This window comes from Actinomycetospora sp. C-140 (assembly GCF_054796175.1).
In genome coordinates, this window is sequence record NZ_JBTWNF010000010.1 from 148,744 (window position 1) to 162,998 (window position 14,255).

18 protein-coding genes are annotated in these 14,255 nt (G+C 74.7%); 6 read left to right on the plus strand and 12 right to left on the minus strand.

Going from position 1 to position 14,255, the window contains the following annotated elements:
* On the minus strand, nt 1-447 hold the full coding sequence (locus ACR9E3_RS18025; RefSeq protein WP_460381885.1) for a DUF5709 domain-containing protein: 447 nt from the start codon (nt 445-447) through the stop codon (nt 1-3).
* A gap of 30 nt (nt 448-477) precedes the next feature.
* A complete protein-coding gene (locus tag ACR9E3_RS18030) occupies nt 478-873 on the minus strand; it encodes a DUF5313 family protein (RefSeq protein WP_460381886.1) in 396 nt (131 codons plus the stop codon).
* A gap of 77 nt (nt 874-950) precedes the next feature.
* On the opposite strand from ACR9E3_RS18030, the gene ACR9E3_RS18035 reads away from it, so the two are divergent.
* The gene (locus tag ACR9E3_RS18035) at nt 951-1,415 is read left to right on the plus strand and encodes a MarR family winged helix-turn-helix transcriptional regulator (protein WP_460381887.1); all 465 of its coding nucleotides are present in this window, start codon (nt 951-953) and stop codon (nt 1,413-1,415) included.
* Between the two features lie 67 nt (nt 1,416-1,482).
* Nucleotides 1,483-2,352 carry an alpha/beta fold hydrolase gene (locus tag ACR9E3_RS18040; protein WP_460381888.1) on the plus strand — a complete coding sequence of 290 codons (870 nt, stop codon included), beginning with the start codon at nt 1,483-1,485 and terminating at the stop codon, nt 2,350-2,352.
* Here the strand turns inward: ACR9E3_RS18040 and ACR9E3_RS18045 are convergent, their stop codons facing one another.
* Together ACR9E3_RS18045 and ACR9E3_RS18050 are read right to left on the minus strand one after the other, a co-directional pair.
* Entirely contained in the window at nt 2,353-3,429 is a 1,077-nt protein-coding gene (locus tag ACR9E3_RS18045) for a saccharopine dehydrogenase NADP-binding domain-containing protein (RefSeq protein WP_460381889.1), read from the minus strand.
* Between the two features lie 58 nt (nt 3,430-3,487).
* On the minus strand, nt 3,488-3,913 hold the full coding sequence (locus ACR9E3_RS18050; protein WP_460381890.1) for a MarR family winged helix-turn-helix transcriptional regulator: 426 nt from the start codon (nt 3,911-3,913) through the stop codon (nt 3,488-3,490).
* Between the two features lie 88 nt (nt 3,914-4,001).
* Here ACR9E3_RS18050 and ACR9E3_RS18055 point away from each other — a divergent pair, with 88 nt between their 5' ends.
* The gene (locus ACR9E3_RS18055; protein ID WP_460381891.1) at nt 4,002-5,777 is read left to right on the plus strand and encodes an ABC transporter ATP-binding protein; all 1,776 of its coding nucleotides are present in this window, start codon (nt 4,002-4,004) and stop codon (nt 5,775-5,777) included.
* 87 nt (nt 5,778-5,864) lie between these two features.
* Here the strand turns inward: ACR9E3_RS18055 and ACR9E3_RS18060 are convergent, their stop codons facing one another.
* The 6 genes from ACR9E3_RS18060 to ACR9E3_RS18085 all read right to left on the minus strand — a co-directional run bounded on the left by ACR9E3_RS18060 (nt 5,865) and on the right by ACR9E3_RS18085 (nt 9,876).
* Nucleotides 5,865-6,047, minus strand: a complete 183-nt coding sequence (locus ACR9E3_RS18060) for a hypothetical protein (RefSeq protein ID WP_460381892.1) — start codon at nt 6,045-6,047, stop codon at nt 5,865-5,867.
* Between the two features lie 122 nt (nt 6,048-6,169).
* A complete protein-coding gene (locus tag ACR9E3_RS18065; protein WP_460381893.1) occupies nt 6,170-6,775 on the minus strand; it encodes a TetR-like C-terminal domain-containing protein in 606 nt (201 codons plus the stop codon).
* A 4-nt stretch (nt 6,776-6,779) separates the two neighbouring features.
* Nucleotides 6,780-7,670 carry an SDR family NAD(P)-dependent oxidoreductase gene (locus ACR9E3_RS18070; protein ID WP_460381894.1) on the minus strand — a complete coding sequence of 297 codons (891 nt, stop codon included), beginning with the start codon at nt 7,668-7,670 and terminating at the stop codon, nt 6,780-6,782.
* 11 nt (nt 7,671-7,681) lie between these two features.
* A complete protein-coding gene (locus tag ACR9E3_RS18075; RefSeq protein WP_460381895.1) occupies nt 7,682-8,425 on the minus strand; it encodes an SDR family oxidoreductase in 744 nt (247 codons plus the stop codon).
* A gap of 96 nt (nt 8,426-8,521) precedes the next feature.
* Nucleotides 8,522-9,406 (minus strand): aminoglycoside phosphotransferase family protein, encoded by an 885-nt coding sequence (locus ACR9E3_RS18080; RefSeq protein ID WP_460381982.1) that lies wholly within the window; start codon nt 9,404-9,406, stop codon nt 8,522-8,524.
* A complete protein-coding gene (locus tag ACR9E3_RS18085; protein WP_460381896.1) occupies nt 9,403-9,876 on the minus strand; it encodes a YbaK/EbsC family protein in 474 nt (157 codons plus the stop codon). The genes ACR9E3_RS18080 and ACR9E3_RS18085 overlap by 4 nt, the downstream gene beginning before the upstream one ends.
* A 126-nt stretch (nt 9,877-10,002) precedes the next feature.
* Between ACR9E3_RS18085 and ACR9E3_RS18090 the strand changes: the two genes are divergently transcribed.
* Genes ACR9E3_RS18090 through ACR9E3_RS18100 form a run of 3 tightly spaced genes read left to right on the plus strand, consistent with a single transcriptional unit; the run spans nt 10,003 to nt 12,243 of the window.
* Entirely contained in the window at nt 10,003-10,344 is a 342-nt protein-coding gene (locus ACR9E3_RS18090) for a PadR family transcriptional regulator (RefSeq protein ID WP_460381897.1), read from the plus strand.
* Between the two features lie 56 nt (nt 10,345-10,400).
* A complete protein-coding gene (locus tag ACR9E3_RS18095) occupies nt 10,401-11,855 on the plus strand; it encodes an HNH endonuclease signature motif containing protein (RefSeq protein ID WP_460381898.1) in 1,455 nt (484 codons plus the stop codon).
* A gap of 28 nt (nt 11,856-11,883) precedes the next feature.
* Nucleotides 11,884-12,243 (plus strand): VOC family protein, encoded by a 360-nt coding sequence (locus tag ACR9E3_RS18100; RefSeq protein ID WP_460381899.1) that lies wholly within the window; start codon nt 11,884-11,886, stop codon nt 12,241-12,243.
* Between the two features lie 2 nt (nt 12,244-12,245).
* On the opposite strand, the gene ACR9E3_RS18105 is transcribed toward ACR9E3_RS18100, so the two are convergent.
* Nucleotides 12,246-12,548: a hypothetical protein gene (locus ACR9E3_RS18105; RefSeq protein ID WP_460381900.1), complete on the minus strand. Its 303-nt coding sequence runs from the start codon at nt 12,546-12,548 to the stop codon at nt 12,246-12,248.
* A gap of 10 nt (nt 12,549-12,558) precedes the next feature.
* Nucleotides 12,559-14,220: a sodium:solute symporter family protein gene (locus ACR9E3_RS18110; protein WP_460381901.1), complete on the minus strand. Its 1,662-nt coding sequence runs from the start codon at nt 14,218-14,220 to the stop codon at nt 12,559-12,561.
* Between the last annotated feature and the right edge of the window lie 35 nt (nt 14,221-14,255).

Sequence of the window (14,255 nt, forward strand, 5' to 3'; positions counted from 1 at the left end):
TCAGCGCTCGTCGTCCACCAGGTGGATCGCGGCCTCCTCGGCGCTCGCGCCCGCCCCGTCGACGCCGACGTCGTCGGCGTAGAAGTCCTCGCCGTCCTCGCGCAGGACCAGCCGGCCGGAGCGCGCCTCGCCGACCTCGGAGTCCCAGAGCTCGCCGTCGGTGTCGCTCTCGTCGCCGAGGCCGTCGCCCTCGTCGTCGGCGTCGTCGTCGGGGACCTCGCGGCGCAGCCGGTCCGCGAGCGGCTCGCCCTCTTCCTCCTCCTCCTGCGTGGTGCCCCAGGCGTCGGTGCCCCACGGCCGCTCGTTGGGGGAGACGCCCTCGTCGAGCGGGTCGTCGAGGTCGCGGTCGTCGAGCGACTCGGCCTCGTCGAGCTGTTCGAGCGAGGTGTCGTCGACGGTGTCGGGGTCGTCGCCGCCGAGGGAGTCCGGGGTTTCGGGCGTGCTCACGAGGCACAGTCTGCCCCCCGCGAGAGCTGCTCAGGACCCCGGCGGTGTCCGGTAGCGGGCGGCGTAGCGCTCCGCGGCCGCGGCGTCACGGTCCGCGGTGCGCTCGGCCCGCGCGGCCGGACCGGTGCCCGGCGGGTAGCCGGCCTTGACCAGGCGGTGCTCGGCCGTCTCGTGCAGGTAGCTCATGGAGAAGATCAGGCCCATGATCGCTCCGCCCAGGGCGCACATCGTGCGCAGCCAGAGCGGGCCCGGGACGAAGACGATGATTGCGATGACGAACGGGGCGATCTGGACGACGGCCCGCAGGAGGTGGCGCAGCCACCACGTACGGCAGGTCGTGTCGTGCAGGACCCACGGCGCGCAGCGCGCGGGCAGCCCGCCGCCGTAGGCGTACCAGAGCCACTGCAGCGGGTTCGGTCGGCGCACGCGAGCCTCCTTGCTTGGTGCACCAATGGTTGGCATGCCAATAGTATGGGGCGGTACCGGCCGGGAGGGGACGTGGGATGGACGACACCGCGCTGGGAGAGGTCGACCCGCTGGCCCTGGAGAACCAGGTCTGCTTCGCCCTCGCGGTCGCCGCCCGCACGGTGATCTCGGTGTACCGCCCGCTGCTGGAGCCGATGAACCTGACCCACCCGCAGTACCTGGTCATGCTGGCGCTCTGGGGTGAGGCGCCGCTGTCGGTGACGGAGCTGAGCCGTCGCCTGGAGCTCGATCCCGGCACCCTCTCGCCGCTGCTCAAGCGCCTCGAGGCGGCCGGCTACCTCACCCGCGGGCGCTCGCCGGACGACGAGCGCACGCTGGCGGTGCGCCTGACGCCCGCCGGGGTCGCGCTGCGCGACCGGGCCGAGCGCATCCCGCCGGCGATCGTGGAGCGCCTGGACATGGGCCTCGACGAGCTGCGCGACCTGCACGGGTCGCTCACCGAGGTGATCGCCGCGGCCCGGCGGGCCCAGTCCCGTTCTTGACAACCTCCCGGTTGAACGCAACGCTACAACTCGTTGGTCCGAGAACAGTACTCCGGGAGGTCGGGTCGTGGCCGAGACGAAGGTGCTCCACACGGACGGTGCCGAGATCGTCTACGACGTGCACGGGCCGCTGCCGCCCGCCGACGGGCGCCCGGTGCTGCTGATGATCGGCCAGCCGATGGACGCCAGTGGCTTCCGCGCGCTCGCCCCGCGGTTCGCCGACCGCACCGTCGTGGCCTACGACCCCCGCGGCCTCGGGCGCAGCACCCGCTCCGACGGCCGGACGGACAACACGCCGCAGACCCAGGCCGAGGACCTGCACGCCCTGATCGCGGAGCTCGGCGCAGGCCCGGTCGAGGTGTTCGGCAGCAGCGGGGGCGCGGTCACCGGCCTCCAGCTCGTCGCCGCACATCCCGAGGACGTCGTGACGCTCGTGGCGCACGAGCCGCCGATCACCGGGGTCCTGCCGGACGCCGAGGCCGCCCACCGCGCGAGCCGGGGGTTCCGCGAGGCCTACCAGGCCAAGGGGTGGGGCCACGGCATGGCGGGCTTCATGGCGCTGGGCTCCTGGCCGGGCGAGTTCACCGACGCGTACTTCGCCCAGCCCGCGCCCGACCCCGCGATGTTCGGGATGCCGACCGAGGACGACGGCTCGCGGGACGACCCGCTGCTCTCGGACCGGTCGCTCGCCGTCACCGACTACGTCCTCGATGTCGACCGGCTGACCTCGGTGCCCACCCGCGTCGTGATCGCCGTGGGGGAGGAGACCGGCGACACCTACACCGCGCGGACGGCCCGGGCGACGGCCGCGGCGCTCGGCCGGGAGGCCGTCGTCTTCCCGAGCCACCACGGCGGCTTCCTCGACGGCGAGTTCGGCTGGCCGGGCAGGCCCGACGAGTTCGCCGTCACGCTCCGCGCGGTCCTCGACGGCGCCTGATCACGTCAGGAACGTCCCGCCGGCCTCGGTCGCCACGTCGAGGCCCAGGGCGGCGACGGGCGTGTCGGCGCCGGGCCGGGCGTGCCCGGCCGCGAGCCGGGTGGCGACGACGGCCGCCGCGCCGCTCGTGAACTCCGAGGCGTCGCCGAGACGCAGCCACTGCTCCCGCGCGGTGCCGTCGTCCCACCGCGCCGTCGCCCGGGCCCAGGAGTGGTCGCGGGGACGGTCCCGCGCCGGCAGCGAGACCTCCGCGAACCGCCGGCGGGCGACGCGGCGCAGCGGGCCGATCGACAGCACGGCGCCGGCGACGGGCAGGGCCACCCGGGCCGCGGGCGAGCTCGGGAGCTCGCTGGTCGCGGCGACGACGTCGGGCGCCCCGCTGGCGCGCCAGGCCGCGACGAGGTCGCCGAACGGGGCGCCCACCGTCGTCACGCGGTCGCCGTCGGGGAGTGCGACCTCGACCGCGTCCGCGCCGATCCGGGTGCGCACCAGGCGCCCGTCCCGGTAGCGACGCCCGCCGTCGGGCAGCGCGTCCACCAGCGACGCGGCCAGGGCCTCACCGACCCGCCCGCCGTCGCTCGCCAGGGACGGGACCGTGTCGGTCCGGACGGCCGCGGGCACCGGGTGGTCCCGGCACAACGCGACGACCGCGGCCTCGGCGGCGACGATGCCGAAGCCCGCGCCGGTGACGGCCGTGCGGCCGGCGGCGACCGCCTCGTCGTGGAGGTGCAGCACGCCGCCGGCGGACGCGACGTCGTTGGCGAGGTCGAGGTAGTGGGCGCCGGCGGCGAGGCAGGCCCGGGCGACGGTGACCGCGGTGGCGGCGAAGGGCCCGACGGTGTTCACGACGACGGCGGGGCGCTGCGTGCGGACCCGTTCGGCCATCGCGGCGACGTCCCCCGCGACCACCGAGCGGACCCCGCCGGTCCCGTCGCCGATCCCGGCGGCCACCTCGTGGAGGCGCTCGGCGTCCCGACCGACCAGCGCGACGGCCACACCACGTCCGGCGACCCGCGCCGCGATGGCCCGCCCGCTGCGCCCGGTGGCCCCGAGGATCCAGATCTCGTTCCCGCTCACGTCGGCCTCCCTGATGGCAGTGCCTGACATCAGGCTACGCCGTCGGCCCGTCTACCCGTCAGTCCTCCGCGAGCCGGCGCAGGAGGCGGCCCAGCTCGGTGCGGTCGGCGTCGTCGAGCCGGGCGAAGACGCGGTCGGCCTCGGCGGCCCGCGTCGCCCGCACGGCCTCGGCGAGCTCGGCACCGGTGGGCGTCGCCGTCACCTGCCGGGCGCGGCGGTCCGCCGGGTCGGGACGGCGCTCGACGAGACCGCGCTCCTCGAGGGCGTCGACGACCTCGGTCGCCGAACGGGGGGCGATGCGCAGGTGCTCGGCCAGCTCGCTCGGGCGCAGGGCGCCGTGGTGCAGCAGCACGTCGAGGGCCCGGAGCTGGGAGCGCGAGACCCCGTAGGGCGCGAGGGCCTCGCGCGACTGGTGGCGCAGCCGGCGCGCCACGATCCAGAAGGCGTCCGCCAGCGACCGCTCGTCGTCCGGCGCATCGTGCACGGGAACAGCCTAGCGGGACATACTGTTGTCACCTCATGATGAGGTAACCTCAGCAAGCTTTCCCACCCATACCTCCCGGAGGCGCCCCTTGCCCCGCCCCACCGAACCCTCACCCGAGACCCGCGCCCGCGAGGCCGAGGAGGCCCGCCGGGTCTCGCTGCGCCGCATCGCGCGCCTGTTCCGTCCCCACCGCGGCCCGCTCGCCGTCGTCGTCGCCGTCATCGCGGCGTCGTCCGTCGTCGGGCTGGCCTCGCCGTTCCTGCTGCGCGCCGTCATCGACGACGCGCTGCCCCACCGCGACGTGGGCCTGCTCGCGATGCTGGCCGCCGGCATGATCGGCGTCGCCGCGGTGACCTCCGTGCTCGGCGTCGTCCAGACCTGGATCTCGACCGGTGTCGGGCAGCGCGTCATGCACCGGCTGCGCACCGACGTCTTCGCCCACCTGCAGCGGCAGTCGCTGGGCTTCTTCACGCGCACCCGCACCGGCGAGGTGCAGTCGCGCATCACCAACGACATCGGCGGCATGCAGACCGTGGTCACCTCCACCGCCACCTCGATCGCCGCCAACCTCACCACCGTCGTCGCGACCGCCGTGGCCATGGCCGCCCTGTCCTGGCAGCTCTCGCTGATCACGCTCGTCGTGCTGCCGCCGGCCGTGCTGATCAGCCGCCGCGTCGCCCGCATGCGCCGTGAGCTGACCGCCGCGCGCCAGCGCGAGCTCGCCGACCTCAACGTCACCATCGAGGAGGGCCTGTCGGTCGACGCCGCCGCGCTGCACCGCACGCTCGGCACCGGTCCGGCCCTCGTCGAGCGCTTCACCGCGTCCTCGGTGCGCCTCACCGACCTCGAGATCCGCTCCCAGCTCGCCGGACGCTGGCGCATGGCCACGATGAGCGTGGTGTTCGCGGCGATCCCCGCGCTGATCTACCTCGGCGCCGGCCTGCCGTGGACCCTCGGCGAGCTCTCGATCGGCACGCTCGTCGCCTTCACCGCGCTGCAGGGCAGCATCTTCCGGCCGCTGTCCGGGCTGCTCGACGTCGGCGTTCAGGTCGCCAGCTCGCTGGCCCTGTTCTCACGGATCTTCGAGTACCAGGACCTGACCGTGGACGTCGACGACCCGGAGCACCCTGTCGAGCTCGGTGAGGTCCGGGGCGACGTCCGCATCGAAGGCGTGACGTTCACCCACCCCGGCGGCGACCGGCCCGCCCTCGACGACGTCGACCTGGCGATCCCGGCGGGCACGACGCTCGCGCTGGTGGGGGAGACGGGGTCGGGCAAGACGACGCTGGGCGCGCTCGTCGCCCGGCTCCACGACCCCGACGCCGGGCGGATCACGATCGACGGCGTCGACCTGCGCGACCTGCGGATGGCCGACCTCGCCCGCGTCGTCGGCGTCGTGAGCCAGGAGACCTACCTGCTGCACACCACCGTGCGCGAGAACCTGCGCGCGGCGAAGCCGGACGCGACCGACGCCGAGATCGAGGCGGCCGCCCGCGCCGCGCGCATCCACGACGTCGTCGCCGACCTGCCCGAGGGCTACGACACGATGGTCGGCGCGCGCGGCCACCGGTTCTCCGGCGGGGAGAAGCAGCGCATCGCGATCGCCCGCACGCTGCTGCGCGACCCGCGGGTGCTCGTCCTGGACGAGGCGACGAGCGCCCTGGACACGGAGACCGAGCGCGCGGTGCAGCTCGCGCTCGACGACCTCGCGCGGCACCGCACGACGCTGACGATCGCCCACCGCCTGTCGACCGTGCGCCACGCCGACCGGATCGCGGTGCTCGACCACGGCCGCGTCGTGGAGACCGGCACGCACGCCGAGCTGGTCGACCGCGAGGGCCGGTACGCGGCGCTCGCCGCCTGACCCCCTTGCCCCTGGCCACACGCTCGAACGCACGACGGCCCGCCCCGAACGGTGCGGGGCGGGCCGGGGATCGGGGGTGGCGCGGCGTCAGCGCAGGGAGCGCTCGATCCAGCGGGCGTCGACGCCGTTGCGGTGCTGCTCGATGCGGCGCAGGCGGGTGCGCGCCTGGTGGGTGAGGCCGTCGAGACGGTCGAGGATCTGGCGCAGCTCGGCGATCTCGGTGTCGAGGGCGTCGTCGACCTCGGACTCGGGGGATGTGCTGGCAGGCACGGGCGTTCTCTCCAACGGTGGAACGGGATCGATCCAGAAGGATCGCTCCCGATGTTACGCCTCGGTCAACGACCGTGGCGCAACGGCTCGCCGCACGTCGCCCGGTCCGGGGTCGGCGCTGGTCAGCGCCGGCCGATCCCGTGCACGAGCTGGTCGACGAGCGTGCGCGCGAAGGCCTCGGTGAGCGGCTGGTCGGGGATCAGCAGTCGGTGGTAGCAGGCGCCCCACAGCTGGTCGACCACCGCCTCGGCGTCGACGTCGGCCCGCAGCTCTCCGCGGTCGCGGGCCAGCGCGACCGCCGTGACGGCGAGCGCGCGCCGGGGGGCCGAGTAGTGCTCGCGATAGGCCGCGGCCAGCTCGGGGTCGGTCTGCGCGGAGCCGATCAGCTCGGCGATCACCCGTCCCGCCGCCGTCCGCGTCATCAGCCGCACGAAGGCGGTGACCTGTTCGGTGAGGTCCGCGGCGATGTCGCCCGTGTCGGGGAACGCGAGGGTGCTCTCGACCGTGCGGAAGTAGGCCTCGAGGGCCAGGGCGCCGCGGGACGGCCACCACTTGTGCAGCGTCGTCCGGCTCGCGCCGGAGACCGCCGAGACCCGCTCGAAGGTGAACCCGCCCATGCCCTCGGCGAGCAGCAGTTCGGCCGCCGCCGTGAGCACCTCGCCCCGGACCTCGTCCGCGGGACGGCGCCCGCGGCCCCGCCGCGCGCGCCGTTCCTCGGTCTCGGTCACCGCCTCACGCTAACGGCTGCGGGTGCAGGAGGTCGGCGAGCCCGACACGCCGGTAGAACTCGCTGCGGACGCGGTCGCCGACGGCGTTGACCACCTCGGCGCCGTCGTCGGCCGGGTCGACGTGCACCCGGAACGGGCGTCGGCCGGCGGGGGAGTCGACCACCCGGACGATCGCGCGGGCGACCTCGGCCGGGTCGGCGTCGGCGGGCGCGAGCTCGGCGAGCCGCGTCCCGATCTGGTCCACCAGCCCGCCGTAGCGCTCCTCGTAGGCGGCGCTCACGGCCTCGTCGGCCGCGTGCCCCGCGTGCGCGAAGTGGTGGGTGCCCGACGTGAACGACCCGGGCACGACGATCGACGTGTCGATCCCGAAGCGGGCGAGCTCCGCCGCGTAGCTGACCGCGAGCGCGTCCATCCCGGCCTTGGCCGCGAAGTACGGCGCGAGGTAGGGCGGCGTGCCCCCGCGGGTGCTCGTCGACCCGACCCACAGGACGAGCCCGTGCCCCTGGGCCCGCAGGTGCGGCAGGGCGGCGCGGTTGAGGCGCTGGGTGGACACGACGTTCGTGTCGTAGACGCTCGCGAGCTGCTCGGGGGTGAAGGCCTCGGTCGGGCCCAGCACCATGTGCCCGGCGTTGTGGACGACGACGTCGAGGCTCCCGGCCTCGGCCACGACCGCGGCGACCGCCGCGTCGACCGAGGCCTGGTCGGCGACGTCGAGCTCGACGGTGCGCAGGTCCGCGCCCTGCTCGGCGGCGAACGCGGCGGCGTCGGCGACGGCGGGTGCGTTGCGGCCCGCGGTGTCGCGGATGCCGGCGTAGACGGTGTGACCGTCCTGCGCCAGGGCGCGGGCGCTCAGGGCGCCGAAGCCGGAGGAGGCCCCGCTGATGACGATGATCATGATCTCTCCTCTCAGGCCAGCCCGCCGTTGGCGAACAGGGTCTGGCCGTTGACCCACCGGGCCGGCCCGGCGAGGAACGCGACGGCCTCGGCGATGTCCCCGGGCTGTCCGAGGCGCTCGAGCGGCGGTGCCGCGGCGAGCCCCGCGACCTGCTCTTCGCTCTTGCCGTCGAGGAACAGCGGCGTCGCCGTGGGTCCGGGGGCGACGGCGTTGACGGTGACGTCGCGGCCCCGCATCTCCCGGGCGAGCACCGGCACGAGCGCCTCGACCGCGCCCTTGCTGGCGACGTAGCCGCCGTACGTCGGGAAGGACAGCCGCGTCACCGACGTCGAGAACGCGACGATCGCCCCGCCGCGGCGGACCCGGCGGGCGGCCTGCTGCGCGACGACGACCGTGCCGCGGATGTTCGTCCGGTGCATGCGGTCGAGGTCGTCGAGGTCGAGCTCGGCGATCGGGGCCAGGGTCATGATCCCCGCGGTGTTGACGACGACGTCGAGCCCGCCGAACGCCTGCTCGACCGCGTCGAACGCGGCCGCCATCTCGTCGGGCTCGGCGACGTCGCCGCCGACGGCGATCGCCTGTCCGCCGGTGCCCTCGATCGCGGCGACGACCTCCTCGGCGCGCGCCTTGTTGCCCGCGTAGTGCACGCCGACCGCCATGCCGTCGGCCGCGAGGCGCTCGGCCACGGCGCGGCCGATGCCTCCGGAACCGCCGGTCACGAGGGCGACGCGGGTGCTGGTCTCGGTGCTGCTCATCGGTTCCTCCTACCCGTTGATGTGGACTAGCTGTTCATATAGAAGCACGAAAAGAACGCGCCGTCCATATCTTGGGGCGGGCTCACACCCGGCGGCTCACGCCTCCGCGATCGCTGCGATCACGGCGCGCCGGGCGACGCGGGCCAGGGCGGGCGTCCGGGTGCGGTGGTACGGGAGCGCGACGAGGCCGAACGCGACCGCCCACCCGCGGCCGCGCCGCCAGGACGCCTGGTCGACGCCGACCGCGTCGCGGAACGTCGCGCGGGCCTCGGGCGGCAGCACCGCCCAGGCCGGGAGGAGGTCGACGGCGGGATCACCGACACCGGCGCAGCCGAAGTCGATCACCGCGCTCAGCCGCCCTTCGCGGATGAGCAGGTTCCCGGGCAGGAGGTCGCCGTGCAGCCAGGACGGCGGGCCGTGGTGGACGGGGGCGTCCCGCGCGGCGTCCCAGACCCGGGCGGCGGCCGCGAGGTCGATCCCGGGCTCGGGGGCGGCACGCAGCGCGTCCAGGGCCGCGCGGACCTCGCCGTCGCGGTCGGCCAGCGGGACGCCCCGGCCGGAGGCCGCCGGGTCCGGGCCGCCGGCGGCGTCGACCCCGCGCAGCCCGCAGGCCACGGCCGCGAGGTCGCGGGCGAGTGCGTGAGGGTCGGCGACCGGCGCCCGGGTCGCGTCCTCGCCCGGCAGCCAGCGCAGCACCGACCACGGCCAGGGGTATCCGTGGCCGGGGCGCCCGTGGCCGACCGGCGCGGGGATCGGGACGGGCACGGCGGGGGCGAGGACCGGGAGCCACCGCTGCTCGACGGCCACCTGGGCGGCCGCGGAGGCCCGCACCGGGAAGCGGGCGACGAGGTCGTCGCCGAGCTGGTACACGACGTGGTCGGACCCGGCGTCGATCGGGTCCGGGTCGACCGCCAGGCCGGCCCACCCCGGGAACTGCTCGGCGACCAGGCGGCGGACGGTGGCCGGCGACGGCCGCGTCAGTCCGCGACCTCGAGCAGCGTCCCGCCGGTGAGGTCGACGAGCTCGGCGGCGGTGGTCGGGAACATCGAGTGCTCGTCGCCCGCGCCCGCCCACACCGTGCCGAAGGCGGTGAGCGCGACGTCCACGACGCACGGCAGCGGCGCGGGGTGCCCGACCGGTGCGACGCCGCCGACCCGCTGCCCCGTCGCGCGCTCCACGGTGTCGGGGTCCGCGCGCTTCACCCGGCGCTTGGCGACCCCCAGGTGCACCGCCACGCGGCCGGGGTCCACCCGGTGCGCGCCGGAGGCGAGCACGAGCACTACCCCGTCGCCGGCGGTGAAGACCAGGCTGTTGGCGATCGCCCCGACCTCGCAGCCGAGCTGCTCGGCAGCCGCGGCGGCCGAGGGGACGGGCGTCGTGAAGACCTCGATGTCCCGTGGCGCGCCGGCGGCCGCGAGGGCCCGCCGCACCGTCTCCCTCCCTGTGCTCACGGCGTCGCAGAGTAGGGCGCGGTCGCGCACCGTCGCGAGCCGATGGCGATCTCGCCCGCCCGTCCCATCCGGCTGCGCCCGCCGGGGGAGTGTCACGGCCCGGGCTCCTCGGCAACCCTGCTGGTCATGACCACGACGTCCCGACGTGCACCGTCGGGCTCACGGGCCCGCATCCGGGACCGGGGCCAGATCGACGCCCTCGTCCTCGCCGCGCTGGCCGACGGCCCGAAACGCCAGGACGAGGTGGCGCAGACCCTGCGCGGCCAGGTGGGGGACGCGCTCGACCTGCCGTACTCGCGGATCGTGCCGACCCTGCACCGCCTGCAGCGCAACCGGCTCGTCTCCCGCTCGACCCGCGACCCCCGCCGTTACCGCCTCACCGAGGTCGGCACACGCTCCCTGGCCGCCCGCCGGCGCGCGGCGGACGCCTTCGCGGCGTCGCTGCACCACCTCGCCGACGGCTCCTGAGAGCGGTCTCAGCGTCGAGGCGGACGGTGTCGGGGGTCGGGTCCATACTCGAACACGTGAGCGAATCGGTGAGTGCGGTCGAGCGGCAGGCGCTCGCTCGCGCCCGTGCCGACCTGCTCGCCCAGCGGCGTGGCTACTACCGCCGTCTCGAGGACATCGCCGCCCTCGACGAGCTGGGCACCGCGGTGTCCACCGGGTACCGCAGCACCGAGGCGTTGATCGCGGATCAGGACCACCTCGATCATGCCGACGCGAAGCGTCTGGTCGCCGAGGCCGCGGATCTGTGTGCCCGCTCCTCGATGTCGGGTGGGTTGCTCCCGGCGCGGTTGCCGGCCACCGCGGACGCGATGGCGGCGGGACTGATCGACCCGGCGCACGTGAAGATCATCCGGGACACGATGCGGCGCCTGTCGGGGCTGATGAACCCGCCGCCCCCCGACGAGTGGTCCGGGGTCGAGGAGACCCTGGCCGAGCAGGCTCGGCAGTTGCCGCCGCGCATGCTGCGGGTGCTGGCGCAGCGGTTCCTCGATCACTACGACCCCGACGGCGCCGCGCCGCCGGACGGCGAGGGCGCCGGCGACGAGGTGCGCTTCCTGCGCCGCAAGGACGGGTCGCTGGTCTTCAAGGGCCGGCTCGGGGACCCGCTGGACGCCGAAGCGGCCGTCGAGGTGTTCGGGGTGCTGGCCGCTCCGGCCGGATCGCAGGACGAACGCTCGCTCGCGTGCCGGCAGGCCGACGCGTTCAAGGACCTCGTGCAGGATGCCCGCGGGCCGCGCGGTCTCGCGACCGACGCCCGCCGGGAAGACGCCGCGGAAGGCCCCGGCGACCCCGGGCCCGACGATGCGATCGACCGCACGGCGAACGGGGCCGGGGACGAGGCTGGGGCCGGGGCCGGAGACGAGGCCGGAGACGAGGCCGGAGACGAGGCCGGAGGTGCGGCCGGGGGTGCGGCGCCGCTGGCGCTGATCCCCGCGCCGCGTCGCCCCGACGGCGCGGCGTCCCGGTGGACCGAGCGGCCCGCTGGGGCGTTGGTGACGGTCACGATCGACCACCGCTGGCTGTGCCGGACGTTGGGCGAGAGGGGCGGCTACGGCACGCTCGACTCCGGCGAGAACGTCGCCGCCGCCACCGTGCGCCGCTGGGCCTGCGACGCCGAGATCGTCCCGATGGTCCTCGGGTCGCGGTCCGAGCCCCTCGACGTCGGTCGCCGCCAGCGCACCGCACCGGACGCGATCCGCCGCGCGCTCAACCTGCGCGACGGCGGCTGCGCGTTCCCCGGCTGCACCCGACGCCCCCGGCGCTGTCAGGCGCACCACGTCCGCCACTGGCTCGACGACGGCGTGACCGCGCTGGACAACATGTGCCTGCTCTGCCGGTTCCATCACCAACTCGTCCACCACGGGCACTGGGCCGTGGCCATCGTCGACGGCCGGCCCTGGTTCACCCCGCCCGAGTGGCTCGACCCCGACCGAAGACCCCTGCTCGGCGGGCGACCCCGCGTCGCCGCCTGAAGCCGGAGGGGCGGTGCAGACTGGTCGCGTGTTCGCCGGACTGCACCACGTCCAGCTCGCCATGCCCGCCGGGCAGGAGGACGCCGCGCGCGGCTTCTACGCGGACGTCCTCGGCATGGTCGAGATCGCCAAGCCGCCGGTGCTCGCCGCGCGCGGCGGCGCGTGGTTCCGCTCCGGCGGGCTCGAGCTGCACCTCGGCGTCGAGGGCGACTTCCGCCCGGCGCGCAAGGCCCACCCGGGGATCCTCGTCGACGACCTGGACGACGTCGCCCGCCGTGTCGCCGCCACCGGACAGGACGTGACCCGGGACGGCGACTTCCCGGGCTTCCGCCGGTGCTACGCCCACGACCCGTTCGGCAACCGCCTCGAGTTCCTCGAACCCGCGTGAGCTCAGACCGGGGGACCGGCGGCCAGGTCCTCGGCCTCGGCGTCGACCTCGATGCCCAGCGGCCGCAGGGACGCCCACAGCAGGAACGCCGCCGCGACGACGACGAGGGCGACGCCCGTCCAGAGGTTGACGGCGAAGCCCGCGGCCTGGGCGTACTGCTCGGGCCCGTCGGTGAGCCCGACGATCACGAGCACGACGCCGTAGAGCCCGAGCAGGCCCCCGATCACGTAGCGCACGTCGAACAGGCGGGCCATTCGGCTCGTGACGGCGGGAGTGCTCTCCGCCGGAGTGCGATCAGCAGTCATGACGGCTCCCTCAGGCGAACAGGATGTTGAGCACGACGGTCAGGGCGAGCGCCAGGCCACCCAGCAGGATCGGGCGCCGCCACCAGACGGCCTCGCGCGGCTGCTTGATCGTCGGCACGACGCCGTCGGCGCCCGCGACGCCGTAGACGATCCCGGCGAGCCGCTCGCGGGCCGGTGCGCGGCCGAACAGCGACACCAGGACGGTGACGATCACGTCGACGAAGAACGCGGCGCCGGCCTGGTAGAAGGTCACCTCGATGTCCGACCCGAACGTCAGCACGCCGGCCTTGGACAGCACGAACACCGCGGTGCCGGCGACGACGCCCGAGAGCAGGCCCCAGAACCCGCCCCAGCCGGTGGTCCGCTTCCAGAACATGCCGAGGATGAACGTCGCGAAGATCGGCGCGTTGAAGATGCCGAACAGGGACTGCAGGTAGGTCATGATGTTGTTGAAGCCGGCCGCGAGGAACGCGGTGCCGACCGCGATGAGCACACCGCCCGCGGTGACCAGCCGGCCCATCCGCAGGTAGTAGGCGTCCGAGCGGCCCCGCGCGAGGTAGGGCTGCACGAGGTCGTAGGTCACGACGGTGTTCAGCGAGCTGACGTTGGCGGCGACGCCGGCCATGAACGAGGCGAACAGGCCGGTGACCGCGACGCCGAGCACGCCCTGCGGCAGCAGCTGGCCCATGAGCGCGGGGATCGCGTCGTTGTACTCGAGGCCGCCGGTGTCGTCGTTGCCGAAGTTGGGGATCGCGACGAGGGCGACGAGGCCCGGGATGATCGTCACGGCCGGGATGAAGATCTTCGGAAACGCGGCGATGAGCGGGGTGCGCTGCGAGGCCGACCGGTCCTTGGCCGACAGCGCGCGCTGGATCTCGGCGAAGTTCGTCGTCCAGTAACCGAAGGACAGGACGAAGCCCAGACCGAGGACGATGCCGATCCAGTTGGCGCCGATGGGGTTGGTGACGTCGCCGACGCCCGTCCCCGACCACGCGTGCAGGCCGTTCGGGCCGAGCGCGGACGCCTCGACCCGGCGTCCCAGCTCGCCGAAGCCGCCGACCGAGCGCACCGCGACGATCGCGAGGGGGATCAGGCCGGCCAGGATGATGAAGAACTGCAGCACCTCGCCGTAGATGGCGCTGCCGAGGCCGCCCGCACCGATGTAGATCAGCACGACGGCGGCGGAGGCGAGGATGCCGGCCCACAGCGGCCAGCCGAGCAGGGCCTGCAGCACGATCGCCAGCGCGTAGAGGTTCACCCCGGCGATCAGCACGCTGGCCACCGCGAACACCACGGCGTTGAGCACGTGCGTCTGGTTGTTGTAGCGCAGCTTGAGGAACTCGGGGACCGACCGGACCTTCGAGCGGTAGTAGAACGGCATCATCACGATGCCCAGGAAGACCATCGCCGGGATGGCGCCGATCCAGTAGTAGTGCACGGTCGCGACGCCGTACTGGGCGCCGTTGGCCGCCATCCCGATGATCTCGGTGGCGCCGAGGTTCGCGGCCACGAAGGCCAGGCCGGTCACCCAGGCGGGCAGCGAACGCCCCGCCAGCAGGAAGTCGGCGCTCGTGCCCACGGCGCGTCGGGCGACGACGCCGATGCCCAGCACGACCACGAAGTAGACCGCCAGCAGCGTGTAGTCCAGCCATCCCAAGTCGAGCCGCAGCATCGCGTCTCCTGTCGCAGAAGCGGGTCGTCACAGCG